The organism is Streptomyces sp. NPDC101166, from assembly GCF_044768125.1.
Taxonomy (GTDB): Bacteria; Actinomycetota; Actinomycetes; order Streptomycetales; family Streptomycetaceae; genus Streptomyces.
The window spans coordinates 223,988-239,056 of record NZ_JBIWPF010000012.1 but is presented as its reverse complement, the minus strand read 5'-3'; the positions used below and the strand labels follow the sequence as shown (position 1 = coordinate 239,056).

General features: G+C 70.9%; 20 protein-coding genes. 15 read left to right on the top strand and 5 right to left on the bottom strand.

The window, feature by feature from the left end; genetic code table 11:
- The first annotated feature begins 263 nt into the window (after positions 1 to 263).
- The 3 genes from ACIRS4_RS22600 to ACIRS4_RS22590 are packed head-to-tail and all read left to right on the top strand — an operon-like array spanning position 264 to position 3,078.
- Entirely contained in the window at positions 264 to 1,448 is a 1,185-nt protein-coding gene (locus tag ACIRS4_RS22600) for a Gfo/Idh/MocA family protein (protein WP_404198765.1), read from the top strand.
- Positions 1,445 to 2,371, top strand: a complete 927-nt coding sequence (locus ACIRS4_RS22595; RefSeq protein WP_404198763.1) for a PmoA family protein — start codon at positions 1,445 to 1,447, stop codon at positions 2,369 to 2,371. Before ACIRS4_RS22600 ends, ACIRS4_RS22595 begins: the two co-directional genes overlap by 4 nt.
- A complete protein-coding gene (locus ACIRS4_RS22590) occupies positions 2,368 to 3,078 on the top strand; it encodes a cupin domain-containing protein (protein WP_404198938.1) in 711 nt (236 codons plus the stop codon). Before ACIRS4_RS22595 ends, ACIRS4_RS22590 begins: the two co-directional genes overlap by 4 nt.
- 10 nt (positions 3,079 to 3,088) lie before the next feature.
- Here the strand turns inward: ACIRS4_RS22590 and ACIRS4_RS22585 are convergent, their stop codons facing one another.
- Positions 3,089 to 3,889 carry a TVP38/TMEM64 family protein gene (locus ACIRS4_RS22585; protein ID WP_404198761.1) on the bottom strand — a complete coding sequence of 267 codons (801 nt, stop codon included), beginning with the start codon at positions 3,887 to 3,889 and terminating at the stop codon, positions 3,089 to 3,091.
- Positions 3,890 to 3,938: 49 nt separating this feature from the next.
- Here ACIRS4_RS22585 and ACIRS4_RS22580 point away from each other — a divergent pair, with 49 nt between their 5' ends.
- From ACIRS4_RS22580 to ACIRS4_RS22570, 3 genes are all read left to right on the top strand, one after another.
- The gene (locus tag ACIRS4_RS22580; RefSeq protein WP_404198758.1) at positions 3,939 to 4,658 is read left to right on the top strand and encodes a DNA alkylation repair protein; all 720 of its coding nucleotides are present in this window, start codon (positions 3,939 to 3,941) and stop codon (positions 4,656 to 4,658) included.
- Positions 4,659 to 4,956: 298 nt separating this feature from the next.
- Positions 4,957 to 6,126 (top strand): elongation factor Tu, encoded by a 1,170-nt coding sequence (gene tuf, locus ACIRS4_RS22575; RefSeq protein WP_404198756.1) that lies wholly within the window; start codon positions 4,957 to 4,959, stop codon positions 6,124 to 6,126.
- A 188-nt stretch (positions 6,127 to 6,314) separates the two neighbouring features.
- Complete coding sequence (locus ACIRS4_RS22570) at positions 6,315 to 7,106, top strand: spermidine synthase (protein ID WP_404198935.1); 792 nt, start codon at positions 6,315 to 6,317, stop codon at positions 7,104 to 7,106.
- Positions 7,107 to 7,139: 33 nt separating this feature from the next.
- Here the strand turns inward: ACIRS4_RS22570 and ACIRS4_RS22565 are convergent, their stop codons facing one another.
- Positions 7,140 to 8,180: a hypothetical protein gene (locus tag ACIRS4_RS22565; RefSeq protein WP_404198753.1), complete on the bottom strand. Its 1,041-nt coding sequence runs from the start codon at positions 8,178 to 8,180 to the stop codon at positions 7,140 to 7,142.
- Between the two features lie 131 nt (positions 8,181 to 8,311).
- Between ACIRS4_RS22565 and ACIRS4_RS22560 the strand changes: the two genes are divergently transcribed.
- Complete coding sequence (locus ACIRS4_RS22560) at positions 8,312 to 8,749, top strand: DUF4442 domain-containing protein (protein ID WP_404198932.1); 438 nt, start codon at positions 8,312 to 8,314, stop codon at positions 8,747 to 8,749.
- 70 nt (positions 8,750 to 8,819) lie between these two features.
- Here ACIRS4_RS22560 and ACIRS4_RS22555 read toward each other — a convergent pair whose 3' ends face one another.
- The 3 genes from ACIRS4_RS22555 to ACIRS4_RS22545 form a co-directional block, all read right to left on the bottom strand.
- Positions 8,820 to 10,112 (bottom strand): tyrosine-type recombinase/integrase, encoded by a 1,293-nt coding sequence (locus tag ACIRS4_RS22555; RefSeq protein ID WP_404198751.1) that lies wholly within the window; start codon positions 10,110 to 10,112, stop codon positions 8,820 to 8,822.
- Positions 10,113 to 10,127: 15 nt separating this feature from the next.
- On the bottom strand, positions 10,128 to 10,577 hold the full coding sequence (locus tag ACIRS4_RS22550) for a hypothetical protein (protein ID WP_404198748.1): 450 nt from the start codon (positions 10,575 to 10,577) through the stop codon (positions 10,128 to 10,130).
- Positions 10,578 to 10,747: 170 nt separating this feature from the next.
- Positions 10,748 to 11,182, bottom strand: a complete 435-nt coding sequence (locus tag ACIRS4_RS22545; protein ID WP_404198745.1) for a hypothetical protein — start codon at positions 11,180 to 11,182, stop codon at positions 10,748 to 10,750.
- Between the two features lie 289 nt (positions 11,183 to 11,471).
- On the opposite strand from ACIRS4_RS22545, the gene ACIRS4_RS22540 reads away from it, so the two are divergent.
- The 8 genes from ACIRS4_RS22540 to ACIRS4_RS22505 all read left to right on the top strand — a co-directional run bounded on the left by ACIRS4_RS22540 (position 11,472) and on the right by ACIRS4_RS22505 (position 14,977).
- A complete protein-coding gene (locus ACIRS4_RS22540; protein ID WP_404198742.1) occupies positions 11,472 to 11,708 on the top strand; it encodes a hypothetical protein in 237 nt (78 codons plus the stop codon).
- A gap of 4 nt (positions 11,709 to 11,712) precedes the next feature.
- Positions 11,713 to 12,015, top strand: a complete 303-nt coding sequence (locus ACIRS4_RS22535; RefSeq protein ID WP_404198740.1) for a hypothetical protein — start codon at positions 11,713 to 11,715, stop codon at positions 12,013 to 12,015.
- 78 nt (positions 12,016 to 12,093) lie between these two features.
- Positions 12,094 to 12,597: a hypothetical protein gene (locus ACIRS4_RS22530; RefSeq protein ID WP_404198737.1), complete on the top strand. Its 504-nt coding sequence runs from the start codon at positions 12,094 to 12,096 to the stop codon at positions 12,595 to 12,597.
- Positions 12,594 to 13,205, top strand: coding sequence for a hypothetical protein (locus ACIRS4_RS22525; RefSeq protein WP_404198734.1), 612 nt, complete (start codon positions 12,594 to 12,596; stop codon positions 13,203 to 13,205). Before ACIRS4_RS22530 ends, ACIRS4_RS22525 begins: the two co-directional genes overlap by 4 nt.
- The gene (locus ACIRS4_RS22520; RefSeq protein WP_404198731.1) at positions 13,202 to 13,786 is read left to right on the top strand and encodes a hypothetical protein; all 585 of its coding nucleotides are present in this window, start codon (positions 13,202 to 13,204) and stop codon (positions 13,784 to 13,786) included. The genes ACIRS4_RS22525 and ACIRS4_RS22520 overlap by 4 nt, the downstream gene beginning before the upstream one ends.
- Positions 13,783 to 14,094 (top strand): hypothetical protein, encoded by a 312-nt coding sequence (locus tag ACIRS4_RS22515; RefSeq protein WP_404198728.1) that lies wholly within the window; start codon positions 13,783 to 13,785, stop codon positions 14,092 to 14,094. The genes ACIRS4_RS22520 and ACIRS4_RS22515 overlap by 4 nt, the downstream gene beginning before the upstream one ends.
- Complete coding sequence (locus ACIRS4_RS22510) at positions 14,091 to 14,597, top strand: hypothetical protein (RefSeq protein WP_404198725.1); 507 nt, start codon at positions 14,091 to 14,093, stop codon at positions 14,595 to 14,597. The genes ACIRS4_RS22515 and ACIRS4_RS22510 overlap by 4 nt, the downstream gene beginning before the upstream one ends.
- Positions 14,594 to 14,977: a hypothetical protein gene (locus ACIRS4_RS22505; protein WP_404198722.1), complete on the top strand. Its 384-nt coding sequence runs from the start codon at positions 14,594 to 14,596 to the stop codon at positions 14,975 to 14,977. Before ACIRS4_RS22510 ends, ACIRS4_RS22505 begins: the two co-directional genes overlap by 4 nt.
- Positions 14,978 to 15,069: the final 92 nt, after the last annotated feature.

Here is a 15,069-nt window from a genome sequence, read left to right as displayed (position 1 = left end):
GCGGTGATCAAGGGGGTGTGTCAAGGGCAGCGTAGCGCCCCTGGGTGACAGTCCCGGCACAGGGGTTTCGGGGCGGGCGGCGCGGGGGAAGGGCGCGGTGCATTTGAGCAGGGCGGATGTGTTGACCGGCCAGGGCGCGGCCGCATAGTTTGCTGGCGGAATGAAAGCGCTTGCTGTGTGAGTGGGTCGCACCGTCGCCGGTCGCCCCGTTACCCGGTCGCTCGGTTGTTCGGTCGTTCGTCTGAGGAGTGCTGATCACGCACATGTCCCCATCCGCTCCGCTCGTCGGCCGCCGCATCCGCGCCGCCGTCATCGGCACAGGCGCCATCGCCCGCGGGTCCCATCTGCCCGCGCTCGCCCAGCTTGCCGCGGAGGGGGAGACCGAGGTGGTCGCGGCCGTTGACATCGATGCCACCGCAGTCGAGGCCTTCTGTGCGGAAGGTGGGATTCCGCACGCCTACACCGACCTGGAGCGCATGCTCGCCGAGCAGCGGCCCGACCTCGTCGCCATCTGCACCCCGCCGACCCTGCACCGCGAGCAGAGCGTGGCCGCGCTGCGCGCCGGAGCCTGGGTGTGGTGCGAGAAGCCTCCGGTGCCGACCCTCGCCGACTACGACGCCGTGGCGGCAGAGGAGGGGACGCGGGAGACGGCGCCGGGCGGGCAGGGCGGGCCGTACGCCTCGATCGTGTTCCAGCACCGGTTCGGGTCCGGCTCCCGGCACGTGCGGCGGCTGCTCGCCGAGCAGGCCCTCGGCCGCCCCCTCGTGGCGCACTGCCAGACCACCTGGTACCGCGACACCGCCTACTACGCCGTCCCCTGGCGCGGCCGCTGGCACACCGAGGGCGGCGGCCCCGCCATGGGCCACGGCATCCACCAGATGGACCTGCTCCTGGATCTGCTCGGCCCGTGGAGCGAGGTGCGCGCCATGGCCGGGCGGCTCGTCCACGACGTGGAGACCGAGGACGTCTCCACCGCCCTGGTCCGCTTCGAGAACGGGGCCATGGCGACGATCGTCAACAGCGTCCTCAGCCCCGACGAGGTCAGCCGTATCCGCATCGACTGCGAACTGGCCACCGTCGAGCTCACCCACCTCTACGGCCACTCCAACGCCGACTGGCGCATCACCCCCGCCCGGGACGTCCCCGGCGACCGCGCGGCCGCCTGGCAGGACTTCGGCGCGGACGTGCCCAGTTCTCACCTGGCGCAGCTGCGCGAGCTCGTCGCGAGCATGCGCGCCGGGGAACGGCCGCGCAGCAGCGGCGCCGACGGGCGCACCAGCCTGGAGCTGATCAGCGCGCTCTACAAGGCGGCGTTCACGGACGTGACGGTGAAGCGGGGCGAGATCGGCCCCGGCGACCCCTTCTACACGGCCCTGCACGGCGGCGCCCCCGGCTGGGCGCCCGCCGCCGCCCCTGCTCTCGCTTCCGCCGAGGAGGTCTCCGCATGAGCGGCCTGCGTCTGGTCCACGCGCACGGCGACCGCGTCACCGTGACGGACCCGGTCGGCGGCGTCGAACTGCTCGCCTACGTCTACCGGCCCGAGGCGGCCTGGGAGGCGCCGAAGCCGTACATCCACCCGCTGCGCACCCTCGCCGGCGACGTCGTCACCGACTACCGGCCCAACGACCACCGCTGGCACAAGGGCCTGTCGCTCACCGCGTCGCACCTGTCGGGCGCCAACCTGTGGGGCGGGAACTCCTACGTCCACGGCGAGGGGTACCTCGAACTCCCCGAGCGGGTCGGCTCGATGGCGCACGTCGCCTTCGACGAGGTCTCGGCCGACGCCGGCCGGGCGGTCATCGCCGAGCGGCTGACCTGGCATCCCCACAGCGGCGAACTGTGGGCCGACGAACACCGCCGGATCGAGGTGCACGACGTCGACCGGGCCTCCGGCTCGTGGGCGCTGACCTGGACGAGCGCCGTCACCAACCGCCGTGACGAGCCGCTGCGGTTCGGCAGCCCGACCACCGCGGGGCGCGAACTGGCCGGCTACACCGGACTGTTCTGGCGCGGGCCGCGCGCCTTCCGCGACGGCCGCATCATCGGCCCCGACGGCGAGGGGCCGGAACTGATGGCCTCCCAGAGCCCCTGGCTCGCGCTGTCCGGCGAGCACGACGGCGCCGACGGCCACGCCACCGTCGTCTTCGCCCACGCCCCCGAGAACGACCACGCCGGCGAGCGCGGCGCCCACCCGGCCCACTGGTTCGTCCGCAACGATCCCTTCGCGGGCATCGCCCCGTCCTGGGCCTACTTCGACGAGCTGGAGCTCGCCCCCGGCGACACCCTCACCCGCCGCTACCGCGTCGTCGTGGCCGACGGGGCCTGGGAGCGGCAGGAGGTCGCCGACTATCTCGAGGCCCACCCGTGGTGACGCCCTACGACGGCTTGCCCGGCGGGGTCGCCGTCTCCCGCCTGTGCGTCTACGACTGGCCCGCCGTCGACGGGCTGCACGGCGGCACGCCCCATCTGCACCTGGCCTGCTCGGAGGGGTACGTCGTCACGGGCGGGCGCGGGGCCGTGCAGACGCTCACCGTCTCCGGGTACGAGGAGACGCCGCTCGCGCCCGGCACGGTGGCCTGGTTCACACCCGGCACCATCCACCGGCTCGTCAACGAGGACGAACTGCGCATCACCGTCCTGATGCAGAACAGCGGGCTGCCCGAGGCGGGCGACGCGGTCCTCACCCTGCCCCCGGAGTACCTGACCGACCCGGAGACGTACGCCGCCGCCACCGCGATCCCCGCCGACGCCCCCGAAGAGGAGCAGGCCCGGATCGCCCGCGCCCGCCGCGACCTGGCCCTGGAGGGCTACCGCATCCTGCGCGAGGCGGACGGCCCCGGACCGCTGGCCGCCTTCCACCGCGCCGCCGCCGCTCTGGTGCGGCCCCGGCTCGCCGAGTGGCGCGAGCGCTGGCGGCGCGGTGCGGCGGCCGCCGCGGCGGCGACGGGGGAGCAGCTCGACCGGCTGGCCGACGGCGACGTCACTCACCTCGCCGACGCCGTCGTGCACGCCGAGCAGCCCTCGGCGTACGGGAAGTTCGGGATGTGCGGGCGGCTGGACGTGTACCGGCCGCACTGATGACGCGTGGTCAGCGCGAGCGCAGGTGATGGCGTTTGCGCCAGGCCAGCGCGGCGCCGGCCAGCGCCGGGACGGCGATGACGGCCATGGAGACGAGGAACAGCGGCGAGGTCGGGGAGGCGGCGCTGGACCCGGCGACGACGTACGCGGCCGTGTTCGGGACCGAGCCGAGCGCGGTCGCGAGCAGGAACGGCAGCCAGCCCATCCGGGAGACGGCGGCGCAGTAGTTCGCCGCCCAGAACGGGACGCCCGGGAACAGCCGGGTCGCCAGCATCGAACGCAGCCCGTGCCGGCTCAGCTGGTCGTCCGCGGCCTTCAGCAGCCGGCCCCGCAGCAGCGGCCGTAGCGCGTCCTGGCCGAGGAACCGGCCCAGTCCGAAGGCGAGTCCCGCGCCCAGCACCGTTCCGGCCAGGGCCGCGCCGAAGCCCAGCTGGGAGCCGAACACCGCGCCGGCGGCCAGGTTCAGCAGCGGCCTCGGCACGAACGCCACCGTGCACAGGCCGTACGCGGCGGCGAAGACGAGAGCCGCCGTGACGCCGCCCAGTTGGGGCGGCCACCCGTCCGCGAGCAGCTTCTGCGGCTCGAACAGCAGCACACTCGACGCGGCCGCCGCGAGCAGCACCACCAGCAGGGCGAATCGGGCCCACGGCGAGAGCAGCGCTCTTGAGCAGCGCGCCGCCGGACCGACGGGCGCCGCAGCGGGAACGGCGACGAGGGGAACGGGCAGGGACACGGGAACGACGAGCTCCGTGGCGGCGGCCCGGGGAGAGACCGTGGCGGTGCCGCCAGAGCGGGTGGTGGCATCGGGCATCAAGCGACAGTAACTGACGAACAGGTGTGATCGCCGTATGGTCCGTCTCATGACGGTCACAGGTGAGGGAACGATCGGTGTACCGCACAGCGTTCTCGCCGACGCCGTCCTGGATCGGCTCACCGTCGCGTACGCCGCCGAGGCCGATCCCGCCCGGGCGGCGGCCATGCGCGCCTACATGAAGGACGTGGCCCCCTTCCTGGGCCTGCCCACACCCGAGCGCCGGGCCCTGTCCCGCGCGGTCCTCGCGGGCACGCCCCGCCCCGACGAGACGGACTGCACGGCGATCGCCCTGCGCTGCTGGGCGCTGCCGCAACGCGAGTACCACTACTTCGCCGTCGACTACCTGCGCCGCCACGTCGGACGCTGCACCTCGGGCTTCCTGCCCGTGGTCCGGCACCTCGTCACCACCGTCCCCTGGTGGGACACCGTCGATCTCCTCGCCGCCCATGTCGTCGGTGCGCTCGTCGCCGCCGACCCGCGGCTGAGAGCCGAGACGGACGCCTGGATCGCCGACGACGACCTGTGGCTCGCCCGCACCGCCCTGCTCCACCAGCTCCGCCACAAGGAACGCACCGACGCCGACCGGCTCTTCGCCTACTGCCTGCGCCAGGCCGGCCACCCCGACTTCTTCATCCGCAAGGCGATCGGCTGGGCCCTGCGCGAGTACGCCAAGACGTCCCCCGAGGCAGTCCGCGCCTTCCTCGACAGCGAGGGCCGCCGACTCTCCCCCCTGTCACTGCGTGAGGCGACGAAGAACCTCCTCTGAAAGCCCGGATCACCTCGGGAAAACCGTTCGACAGGCGGTGAGCGGTCGGCGAGGATCTGACGCATGTTCCGGTACGCCTTCCTCCTCGCAGCATCCGCAGACGCGGATGCGCCGAAGGCTGCCGTCGCTGTTCTCACGGCCGTCGTCGACGGCGCCCGAAGCTGACCCTCTCCGGATCGTCCGGCGGACCCCGCAGGGGGAGGGTCGGTGAATCACTCGGGGTCCCCGTCCCGGTCGGCGCTTCGCCGCCGCCGGGGCCGTCACGCAGCACCCTTTTCCGAGAGGCTCCGGTTTCGCCATGCCCAAGACGGCATACGTGCGCACCAAACCCCACCTGAACATCGGCACCATGGGCCACGTCGACCACGGCAAGACCACCCTGACCGCCGCCATCACCAAGGTGCTGGCCGAGCGCGGCAGCGGCGCGTTCGTGCCGTTCGACCGCATCGACCGCGCCCCCGAGGAGGCGGCGCGCGGCATCACCATCAACATCGCGCACGTCGAGTACGAGACCGACACCCGCCACTACGCGCACGTCGACATGCCCGGCCACGCCGACTACGTCAAGAACATGGTCACCGGGGCGGCGCAGCTCGACGGCGCGATCCTCGTCGTCTCCGCGCTCGACGGGATCATGCCGCAGACCGCGGAACACGTGCTGCTCGCCCGGCAGGTGGGCGTCGACCACATCGTGGTCGCGCTCAACAAGGCCGACGCCGGTGACGAAGAGCTCAGTGACCTCGTGGAGTTGGAGGTCCGCGAGCTGCTCTCCGCGCACGGCTACGCCGGCGACGCCGCGCCCGTCGTTCGCGTCTCCGGGCTCAAGGCCCTGGAGGGCGACCCGCGGTGGACGGCGTCCATCGACGCGCTGCTCGACGCGGTGGACACCTATGTGCCCATGCCCGAGCGGTACGTGGACGCGCCGTTCCTGCTGCCGGTGGAGAACGTGCTCACCATCACCGGCCGGGGCACGGTCGTCACCGGCGCGGTCGAGCGCGGCACGGTACGGGTCGGCGACCGCGTCGAAGTGCTCGGCGCGGGCGTGGAGTCCGTCGTGACCGGTGTGGAGACCTTCGGCAAGCCGATGGACGAGGCGCAGGCCGGGGACAACGTGGCGCTGCTGCTGCGCGGGGTGGCGCGGGACGCCGTCCGGCGGGGGCATGTGGTGGCCGCGCCGGGGAGCGTCGCGCCGCGGCGGCGGTTCACGGCGCAGGTGTACGTGCTGTCGGCGCGTGAGGGCGGGCGCACCACGCCCGTCTCCACCGGCTACCGGCCGCAGTTCTACATCCGCACGGCGGACGTCGTCGGGGACGTGGACCTCGGGGAGACGGCGGTCGCCCGGCCCGGGGACACGGTCAGTATGACCGTGGAACTGGGGCGTGAGGTGCCCCTGGAGCCCGGGCTCGGCTTCGCCATCCGCGAGGGCGGACGGACCGTGGGCGCCGGAACGGTGACAGCCGTGGTGTGAGGACGGCCGGGACGGGTGGGGGACTGCGGGGCCGGTCATGGCCGGCCCCGCAGTCCCCCACCGCGCCGGTGAGCACGCGGGCGGCATCCCTGCGGTCCTTCGAAGCCCCTCTGAGCGGGCAGAATGAGGGGGTGAACGACGAGCCCACACCCGTCGCCCGGGTCACCGACCAGGGGACCGTCAAGCTGATGCCCGACATCGACCGGGAGCGGGCCTGGCTGCTGACCGTCGACGGGGCGCCGCAGTCGTACGTCGACCTCGACGACCCGACGCACCTCGAGTTCGAGTACACGCGACGGCTGGGCCACGCGCTCGACGTCCTGGCGGAGCCGGGCCGGCCCCTGGACGTGCTGCATTTGGGCGGGGGAGCCCTCACCCTGCCCCGCTACGTGAGCGTCACCCGGTCCGGCTCCCGGCAGCACGTCGTCGAGGCCGACCGCGGGCTGCTGGACCTCGTCGCCGAGCATCTGCCGCTGCCCGCCGGCGCCGGCGTCACGCTGCACGCCGCCGACGCGCGGGCCTGGCTGGAGGCGGCGCCGGCCGGCTCCGCCGACGTGCTCGTCGCCGACGTCTTCGGCGGCTCCCGCGTCCCCGCCCACCTCACGTCCCTGGCCTACGCCCGCGAGGCCGGACGGGTCCTGCGCGGCGACGGCGTCTATCTGGCGAACCTCGCGGACGCGGCGCCGTTCGCCTTCCTGCGTTCCCAACTCGCCACGTTCGCCGAGGTGTTCGAGGAGCTCGCGCTCATCGCGGAACCGGCGGTGCTGCGTGGACGCCGCTTCGGCAACGCGGTCCTCGCCGCCGCCCACCGCCCGCTCGACGTGGGCGCCCTGGCCCGCCGTACCGCCTCCGACGCCTTCCCGGCCCGCGTCGAACACGGTCCCGCCCTGCGGGACTTCATCGGCGGGGCCCGCCCCGTGCCGGACGAGGAGGCGGTCCCGTCGCCGGTCCCGCCGGCCGGGGCGTTCGGCATCGGATGACGACGGCGCCCGGCGTCCCCCGTCCGCCGCCGGTCAGCCCTCCGTCGGATCCCCGTGCAGCCGTACGCTGTTGAGGATCTGCATGATGGTCGCCCTCGGGAGTTCGCCCTTCACACCCTTGGCCGTGTACAGGTTCCAGGACACGTAGTCGCCCTTGGAGTTCTTGAAGCCGAAGGTGATCGCCTGGCCGTCGCTCGCGCACTTGCCCTTCTGGGGCGTGTTCGTCGACTGGGCCCAGGCGTAACTGCCCTTGACGCCCGAAGCGGTGGTGTAGGGCGTCGCCTTCTTGTCGAAGCTGATGCTCTTCTTGTCGGGGTCGGTGTAGCCGCCGAACACCCACCACGCGGGGGTGTTGACGGCGATCTCGTCGGTGTTCTTGGCGCCCTCCGCGCCCTTCGTGCCGACGACCGCGAGCGCGGAGTCTTCGGTCTTGCCGTCCCTGTCGTCGTCGGACGTGCACCACTTGGACTTGTACTCGGCCGTGCCCGACTGGATGATCGAGTCGTAGCCGTTCGGCTTGGTCTTGTCCTCCCACTCGAAGCCCTGACTGAGCGTCGGCGACTGGATCTCCCAGTCCGCGGGGACGTCGAAGGCGGTGCCCCGCTTGGGGTTCACGACGACCTTCCAGCCCGGGACGGTCGGCTGGAGCGTCTCGGTGCCGCGCGGGTTGTCGCCCCCGGCGGCGGAGGCCGAGGCGGACGCCGACGGCGAGCCGCTCGCTTCGGCGGTCGCGACCGGGCTCTCGCCGCCCTTGCCGGCGACATCGTCCGACCCGTCGTCCTTGCCGCCCAGCACCAGGAAGCCGGTGACGCCGGCCGCCACCACGACGGCCGTGGCCGCCACGATCGCGACCACCTTCGTACGGTCGCCTCCGCCTCCTCCGCCCGTTCCGCCGGGCTGTTGCAGGCCGGCCGGGGTCGGGACGTTCCACTGCGGCTGCGTGCCGTAGGGGTCCGGTTGCTGGTAGCCGGGCTGCTGATAGGGATTCGGCTGCTGGTATCCCGGCTGCTGGTACGGGTTGTTCTGCGCCTGCGGGTTCTGCTCTCCCCCGGGCGGCTGCTGTCCTGGCCACATGGCCAGAAACCCTAGTGCCGTCCCTGACCTGAATGGGTCACCACCCCTTGTCAGGTACGTACCGATTCGGTGGACGGGGCTGGTGAGCGAAGGCTACTCATGGGTAACATCGCGGTATGAGCGCAGACCAGATGTCCGTCGGCGAGATGCTCGCCGCCACCGTTCCCATGGCCCGGACCCTCAAGCTGGAGTTCCAGGAGACGAGCCGGGACAAGGCCGTGGTAGCCCTGCCCGACCAGAGCGACTACCACAACCACGTGGGCGGCCCGCACGCCGGCGCGATGTTCACGCTCGCGGAGTCCGCCAGCGGGGCCATCGTCCTCGCCGCGTTCGGCGACCAGCTCTCACGGGCCGTGCCGCTCGCCGTCAGCGCGGAGATCCACTACAAGAAGCTCGCGATGGGTCCCGTCACGGCCACCGCCACGCTGGGCCGCCCGGCCGCCGAGGTCGTCGCCGAACTCGACGCGGGCGGCCGCCCCGAGTTCCCGGTCGCCATCGAGATCCGCCGCGCCGACGGGGCGGTCACGGGCGAGATGACGGTGGTGTGGACACTGCGGCCGAACGGCTGAGCCTTTCTCCTGCGAGAATGCCGCTCCCTGACTGCGCCGAAACGTCGCCAGGGAGCGCTCAGGGAGATCATTAAGAACTCCGCGAGAACCAGGCGTCCATGGCCGCACGTCCACGCCCGTCAGCCTCCGGCATCATGTGCGCGTAGATCTTCAAGGTGATCGACGGATCCGAGTGACCGAGCCAACGCGAGACGGCAACCACCGATTCACGCGCGTCCAACTGCACCGACGCGAACGTGTGCCGCAGGGCGTGGAAGCCGTCATCAGGCGCTGCAGCGTGTTTCGTGTTCGGCCGGGGCCTCGTGCCATCGGGCCGGCGAGGCTGCGGCACTCTGGGTGCAGGGGGTGGAATCACTCCGGCCGCCACGAGAGCCCGCTTCCAGGGCCCCTCATTGAAGGCGCTCCGCCGTAGAGCGCCCTGCCGACGCTCTCCGCTGATCAGCAAGCGGTGCGTCTGCGGCGCGCGTTCGGCCGCCTGCTTGGCGTTCTGAGGCTCCGCCGGGTTGGTCCAGGGCAGGGTGACTACGACCGGGGGAAAGCGGCTCATGTGCTCGGCGATGCGCTTCGCCAGATACTCAGGCAATGGGACCGTGCGCGTCTTGCCGCCCTTCGGCAGAGAGAAAACTTGCCGGTTGCGCACGATACGAACCTGCCGGCGAACGTGGATGACATCCTCGCCGACGTCGTCGACCGACAGGCCCAGAACCTCGCCCTGCCGAAGCCCGGCGCCGACACCCAGGTCGACCATCACCTTGAACCGGTCATCGAGCCCTTCACGTACAGCCGCCACGCGCTCCCGCGTCCACGCCCGTGCTTTGCGCTCGGGCTTGGAGGGCGGCCTGACCGTCTTGGCCAGGCAGGGATTCTTGGGGATCCGCTCATCGTCCACGGCCGCCTGCAGAATGGACGACAGGGTGCCCCACGACTCGATGATGGTGGCTGGCCCATAGCGCCCGTCGAGGTCGGCGAGGTACTTCCGCAGCTGTGGCACCTTGATGGCGTTGAGGCTCTGCCCTCCCAGGTAGGGCAGGATCCGGGTGTTGATGCGGATCTCGATCGTCTGGAGCGTACCTGGGTCGCCGGTCTTCGTGGGCCAGTATTCCGTCGTCACGTACTCCTCGAGTGTGACGTTGCCGTCGCGGTGGTCGACGAACTCGCCGCGCAGCAGGTCCGCCTGAACCTTCGACTTCCACGTCTCGGCGTCCGCCTTGCGGTCGAAGGACCGTTTACGAACGCCCGGGATGCCGCACACCCTGTAGCGCTTGCACTTCTCGTAGAGGTCGGTTTTGACCCGGGTGGGCTTCTTCGTCTTCGGATCGACCGGACCCGCCTTCGTCCACCTGTCCTCGATGTATCCCGGCACAGTTGCCCCCGTTGTTCAGATGCGACTCATGGGCTCGGGACCATTGTCGACGATCTCCCCGGCGTACAGCTGGAACCACTGCCCGCCAGCGAGATGCTGCACGGTGGCCGGGTTCATGGCGGCGGCGAAGCGCTCGGTGTCCAGCTCCGGGCAGATGTAGACGCGGACGAGGCCGCGGTCTTCCCATACCAGAACCCCAGGGTCGCTCGGCAGCTTGGGGTGGAAGGTGTACTCGATCCGGAGCGGTGCGCCAGGAGTGTCTCGGCTGACGATCTCCGTCCTCCAGAGCTGGAACCAATGGGAGGACGACATGAGTTGTTCGATCTCGATGTTCAACTGCCGCACGACGGCGGCCAGTGGTTGGGCCTTGTCGAGGCGGACACGTATCCGTCCGCGGTCCTCATCTATCTGTGCGAGTCTGCCCGGCGGCAGGTCAACGACGGCTTCGTAGGCGACGTCCAGCAACGTTCCTCCCCGCGCTCCAACGGTGCACTCTGAGCCAGTTCGGCCAAAAGCGCACGGTTGGTGAAGGGTACGTCTACTGAGAGTCGTCGACAATGTGTTGAAGAAATGTCGACATGGGGACAAAAGCGATCAGGCGTCACCCGATGGGTGACGCCTGGTGTCGTCTGCCGCTACTCGCCGGCCTCGCGCTTGGCGCGCTCCTCGGCCTCGATCATGTAGCGCCACTTCATCAGCTCCGCTTTCGACTTGCCTGCGAGGTGGCCCACGATGATGCGAACTTCCTCGTCATAGCCCGCCAGTTCGGTCGCCTCGTACAGCAGCCACTGCTCGGCCGTGGCTTCTTGTACGCGCCGGAACGGCTTACCCAAGGCTGCGGCGATGGCGCGCATCATCGGGACCGTTGGCGGGTTGGCGGGTGGATTCTTCACGACGCGCTGGAGATACGGCTTTGAGACGGTCTCGCCGGTCTCGGGGTCAAGTGCCCGGTCGGCGATCCGCTGATAGGAGTCGCCTCGGTCGAGTGATTCCTGGATGAGCTGGGAGAGTGCGCCGGCAGGCGTCGCCTCGGCCGCACCGGGCTCGGGGGCGGTGGCCGGAGCCGTCATGTCCTCGTCCTCTCGTGGCACATCAACACCGACTGTCTCTATGGATACGGATGGGCGTCGGAAAAATACCAGCTCAGTCCCTACAACCTTCGCGCGATAGAGACGGATCGTCTACAGATCAATGGTATCCAGCCAAGAACTTTGCTCATACTCGCCGGTAGGTCGTCCAGTTCTGTAGACGATCCGTCTCTGCCGTGCTTAACTCGTCTCATCAAGGCCGCTCCGCAATCCGGGGGAACCGTTGAGTCGTCGCTACACGCTCCGAAGTGCACAGATATTCCAGTGGATCATGAAGCACCCTGGTCGCGGCATCCCATACGGCTACGACAGCCTGGCGGAAGCAAGCGGCTGCGGACGCGGCCTCATCGAGAAGCTGGCCACCGGCAAGCAGAAGACCGCGGACGTGCTCGACGCAACCGCCCTCGTGAGGGCGCTCGGCGTCGCCATCCTCGTCCTTTTCGCGCCCAAGGCGTCTCCAGAACTGGACGAGACGTCTCCCGAAGAACCCCCCACCAAGAAGGAGTAACCCAATGCACAACAGGAAGGGCGCCAAGCCCGCTCCTCCGAAGGGCTGCCTCTGGATTGAGCAGGCCGCGCCCTACATCGGCCTCAAGCTCACCACGCTCCGGAAGTGGCGCCTGCTCGGCAAGGACTCGGACGCCGGAATGCATGGCTTCCAGATCGGCAGGTTCGTCGCCTACAGGATCGCGGACCTCGACGCCTACCTGGACGGCCAGTACCGGGCGGCAGTCACGCCGGCCCCGGACCGCGCCCACGAGTCCCGCCCGCCGGAGCTGCGCACCTCGCGCCGCACGGCCCGCGTCCCCGCCTGAGCGGCAAAAGAGGCCGCCCCGCGCCTACGGGACGACCTCGACGCAACAACCCTCCAACCAGCGAAAGGAGGGAGCCACGTGGCTCCCAGTATCCCATCAGCACCCGAGGCCCTGAAGGCCTCTCCCGTCACCGAAATGCGGGACGCCGTGGCGAAGCTGCGCAAGCACGTCAAGCACGCCACCGATGGCCCCTGGGTCACCAGTTCTGTCTGGTCGCCGCGCGCCACCTGCACGTCCGCCGTCTACTCCCACGCCCACCCCGCCGGTTCCATCGACTCCGAGGTCGTCGCGTCCGGCCGGATCAAGTCCGGGTACGGCGGGATCCGCAACCCGTGGAACGCCGAGTACGTCGCCCTCATGCAGCCCGCCGTCGGTGCCGCGCTGGCCGACTGGCTGGAGCAGGCTGCGGTGAACTACGAGACCGAGACCGACACCCCCGACTGCCCCAACTGTGGCGAGGGTTGCGGAGGGCACGACGAACTCGACTTCTGCACCACCTGCGGAGACGAGGCCCCGTGCCGCTGCGTCGCCAAGGCTCTGACCATCGCCCGCCTCATCAACGGCAAGGCGGTGGCCCGATGAGCGCCTACCCGGAGATCGCCGCCCGATTCGCCCGCGAGACCGCTGGCCACGAGATGCACGTCCTGCACGACGACGGCCTCTACCGGCATCTCGTCTTCGCCGACCCGGCCGGGAACTTCTACCGCTTCGACATCGTCACCTGGCCGCACAACCTGTTCCTGCGCGGTGACGGCTTCAGCTTCGGCTTCGCGATCTACCCGGCCGACGACATCTTCAACATGTTCCGCGGGTCGAGCCACGACGGAAGCATCAACCCCGGCTACTGGCAGGAGAAGGTCACCGCTGGGAAGGTCCGCGACTGGTCGGAGGAACTGTTCCGCGCCTGGGTGCTCGACGAGGCCGCGAAGGCCGAGGCCCAGCATCCGGGAGCCGTCGAGGCCGTCGGAGAGCAGATCCTGCACTCCGACGAGCACAGCACCGAGTACCAGGGCACCGCCGAGTACGCGGTCGCAGCGTTCCAGCACGACGACTTCCGGTTGCGTTTCCCGAACGACTGGGAGAAGTCGTTCGAGGACTACTCGTGGGAGTTCCTCTTCGCCTGCCACGCCGTCCTGTTCGGCATCGGCCAGTGGTACGCCGCCCGGAAGACGGCGGGGGTGACGGCATGAAGTGCGGCGAGCCGATGCCCGGCAGCAGCTACCAGGCCTGCGACCGCGACCTCAAGCACAGCGGCGACCACGCCTACCTCGGCCAGCGGTGGCCGCGCCCGGTCCCGGCCGGCCCGGACTGGGGGGTGCAGGACTTCCTCGAGGACGCCATTCCCGCGACCGCGTGGGGGATCGAGGAGCGCAGCTACCCGATCATCATGACGGAGACCATCACCCGCGTCATCTGGGTCGACGCCGAGAACGAGGACAAAGCGCTGGCTTACTGGGGCGACGACCCCAGCGAGAGGCCCTCGGGCGGCGAGGTGCTGGACGGCTCCCTGGACTTCGAGCGTCCCGACAACTGGCAGCGACAGGCCGCGTTCGAAGCCATCCGCTGCCAGTCGAAGATCGGACCGCTGGTGACGTGCCCCGGATGCGGAGCGGAGGCGTTCCGGCGGGAGTGGATGCACAACCCGATGCGGAAGTGCCACGGCCCCATCGAGTGGCGTGAGACCCCCTCGAAGAACCCGCGCTTCCAGTGGCGCCGCGAGTTCAAGTCCACCCCGGCCTACGACTCTGCCGAACTGGCGGTGACCCGATGACCGACCCGATCACCTCCCTCCCCGCCGCGGTTGCCGCCCAGGGCGCGCTGCCGATGCCGGCCGGAAGCGTCCTCCCGATCGCCGCCCTGGACGTCCAGCTGCACGAACTCCAGCGCCGCCTGGCCGGCGAGAAGTTCGCGGTCCGCATGGCCCGTCTCGACGACCTGCTCGCGCACCCCGAGTACGCCCACACGCCCGCCCCGGCCGGCGAGCGCGCCGAACTGCGGCACCTCCTCTACGACGCCGACGAGGACGCCACCTGCCCCGCCTTCCCCTACCCGACCGCGCCCAAGGAGGCCGCCTCGTGACCGTCGTCGTCGAGCACCTGCCCGTCCGCCCCCGCAAGGCGTCCGCGTCCCGGCGCCGCCGCCACGTCCAGCAGCTGCCCTACCGCCTCCACCAGATCGCCCCCGGCGCGGCCACCATCCTCGTCACCCCGATCTGGACCGACCGCAGCGGCGACGGCGTCCGCAACTACCTCGCCCGCGCCCTCGATGCCCGCGGCCGCATCCTGAAGTTCCCCGCCGGCGGCTCGCAGCGCATCGCCTCCCTGCTCCAGGGCGCCTACCCGGCCGCCGACTGGGACCGCCCCCAGACCTGGAACGCCGCCAGCAACGCGCTTACCACCCGCAAGCCGCTGCCGAACGAGGAGAGGCGGGCGGCGGTCCAGCGGATGGAGCAGCAGGCGGCCGGCCTGGAAGCGGAGCTGGCGTTCCAGCGGGAACGCCGCCACGAGCTCGCCGTCGCCCGGGACTTCGCCGACAGCCTCGCCTCCGGATACATCGACCGCGAGGGGCTGGCGGCCTCATGAGCCTCGCCGATCTCCTGCCCGTCCGCTTCGGGCTCGCCGACAGGGCCGCCCGCCACCCGCAGCATCGCGCGATCGACAAGGTGGAGCGGCTGGAGGTTCTCCTCGCCGGCGCCAAGGCGCTCATCAAGGGGCTGGGCGTCCAGCTCGACGAGCAGGCGCGCGCCCACGAGGAGACGGTCGCCCGAATCGACGCCCGGCACGCGGAGACGGTCCGCGGGCTCGAGGAGCAGGTCGCCGAACTGCAGCGCCGCCTGAACGTGCGGGTCCTCGCCGAGCACGTCATCGCCCAGACGCAGGAGATCCCCGTGGCCGCCCTGTGGGAGGCCCGCGCCGACGGACTCCTCGGCCCCGTCACCGACCCCAGCCGCGCCACCCGCTGACCGCCGGCCGGGCGGTGACCGCCCAACCCGCCACGGCCGGCCACCAAGCAGAAACCCCGAGCGCTCGAACCGCCCGGGGATCCCACCACCAG

Coding starts and splice junctions, on each gene's coding strand:
- ACIRS4_RS22540 (WP_404198742.1), top strand. CDS start 11,472: ATGAAGCACCCTGGTCGCGGCATCCCATACGGCTACGACAGCCTGGCG.
- ACIRS4_RS22600 (WP_404198765.1), top strand. CDS start 264: ATGTCCCCATCCGCTCCGCTCGTCGGCCGCCGCATCCGCGCCGCCGTC.
- ACIRS4_RS22505 (WP_404198722.1), top strand. CDS start 14,594: ATGAGCCTCGCCGATCTCCTGCCCGTCCGCTTCGGGCTCGCCGACAGG.
- ACIRS4_RS22585 (WP_404198761.1), bottom strand. CDS start 3,889: ATGCCCGATGCCACCACCCGCTCTGGCGGCACCGCCACGGTCTCTCCC.
- ACIRS4_RS22565 (WP_404198753.1), bottom strand. CDS start 8,180: ATGTGGCCAGGACAGCAGCCGCCCGGGGGAGAGCAGAACCCGCAGGCG.
- ACIRS4_RS22545 (WP_404198745.1), bottom strand. CDS start 11,182: ATGACGGCTCCGGCCACCGCCCCCGAGCCCGGTGCGGCCGAGGCGACG.
- tuf (WP_404198756.1), top strand. CDS start 4,957: ATGCCCAAGACGGCATACGTGCGCACCAAACCCCACCTGAACATCGGC.
- ACIRS4_RS22570 (WP_404198935.1), top strand. CDS start 6,315: ATGCCCGACATCGACCGGGAGCGGGCCTGGCTGCTGACCGTCGACGGG.
- ACIRS4_RS22515 (WP_404198728.1), top strand. CDS start 13,783: ATGACCGACCCGATCACCTCCCTCCCCGCCGCGGTTGCCGCCCAGGGC.
- ACIRS4_RS22595 (WP_404198763.1), top strand. CDS start 1,445: ATGAGCGGCCTGCGTCTGGTCCACGCGCACGGCGACCGCGTCACCGTG.
- ACIRS4_RS22560 (WP_404198932.1), top strand. CDS start 8,312: ATGTCCGTCGGCGAGATGCTCGCCGCCACCGTTCCCATGGCCCGGACC.
- ACIRS4_RS22535 (WP_404198740.1), top strand. CDS start 11,713: ATGCACAACAGGAAGGGCGCCAAGCCCGCTCCTCCGAAGGGCTGCCTC.
- ACIRS4_RS22525 (WP_404198734.1), top strand. CDS start 12,594: ATGAGCGCCTACCCGGAGATCGCCGCCCGATTCGCCCGCGAGACCGCT.
- ACIRS4_RS22520 (WP_404198731.1), top strand. CDS start 13,202: ATGAAGTGCGGCGAGCCGATGCCCGGCAGCAGCTACCAGGCCTGCGAC.
- ACIRS4_RS22580 (WP_404198758.1), top strand. CDS start 3,939: ATGACGGTCACAGGTGAGGGAACGATCGGTGTACCGCACAGCGTTCTC.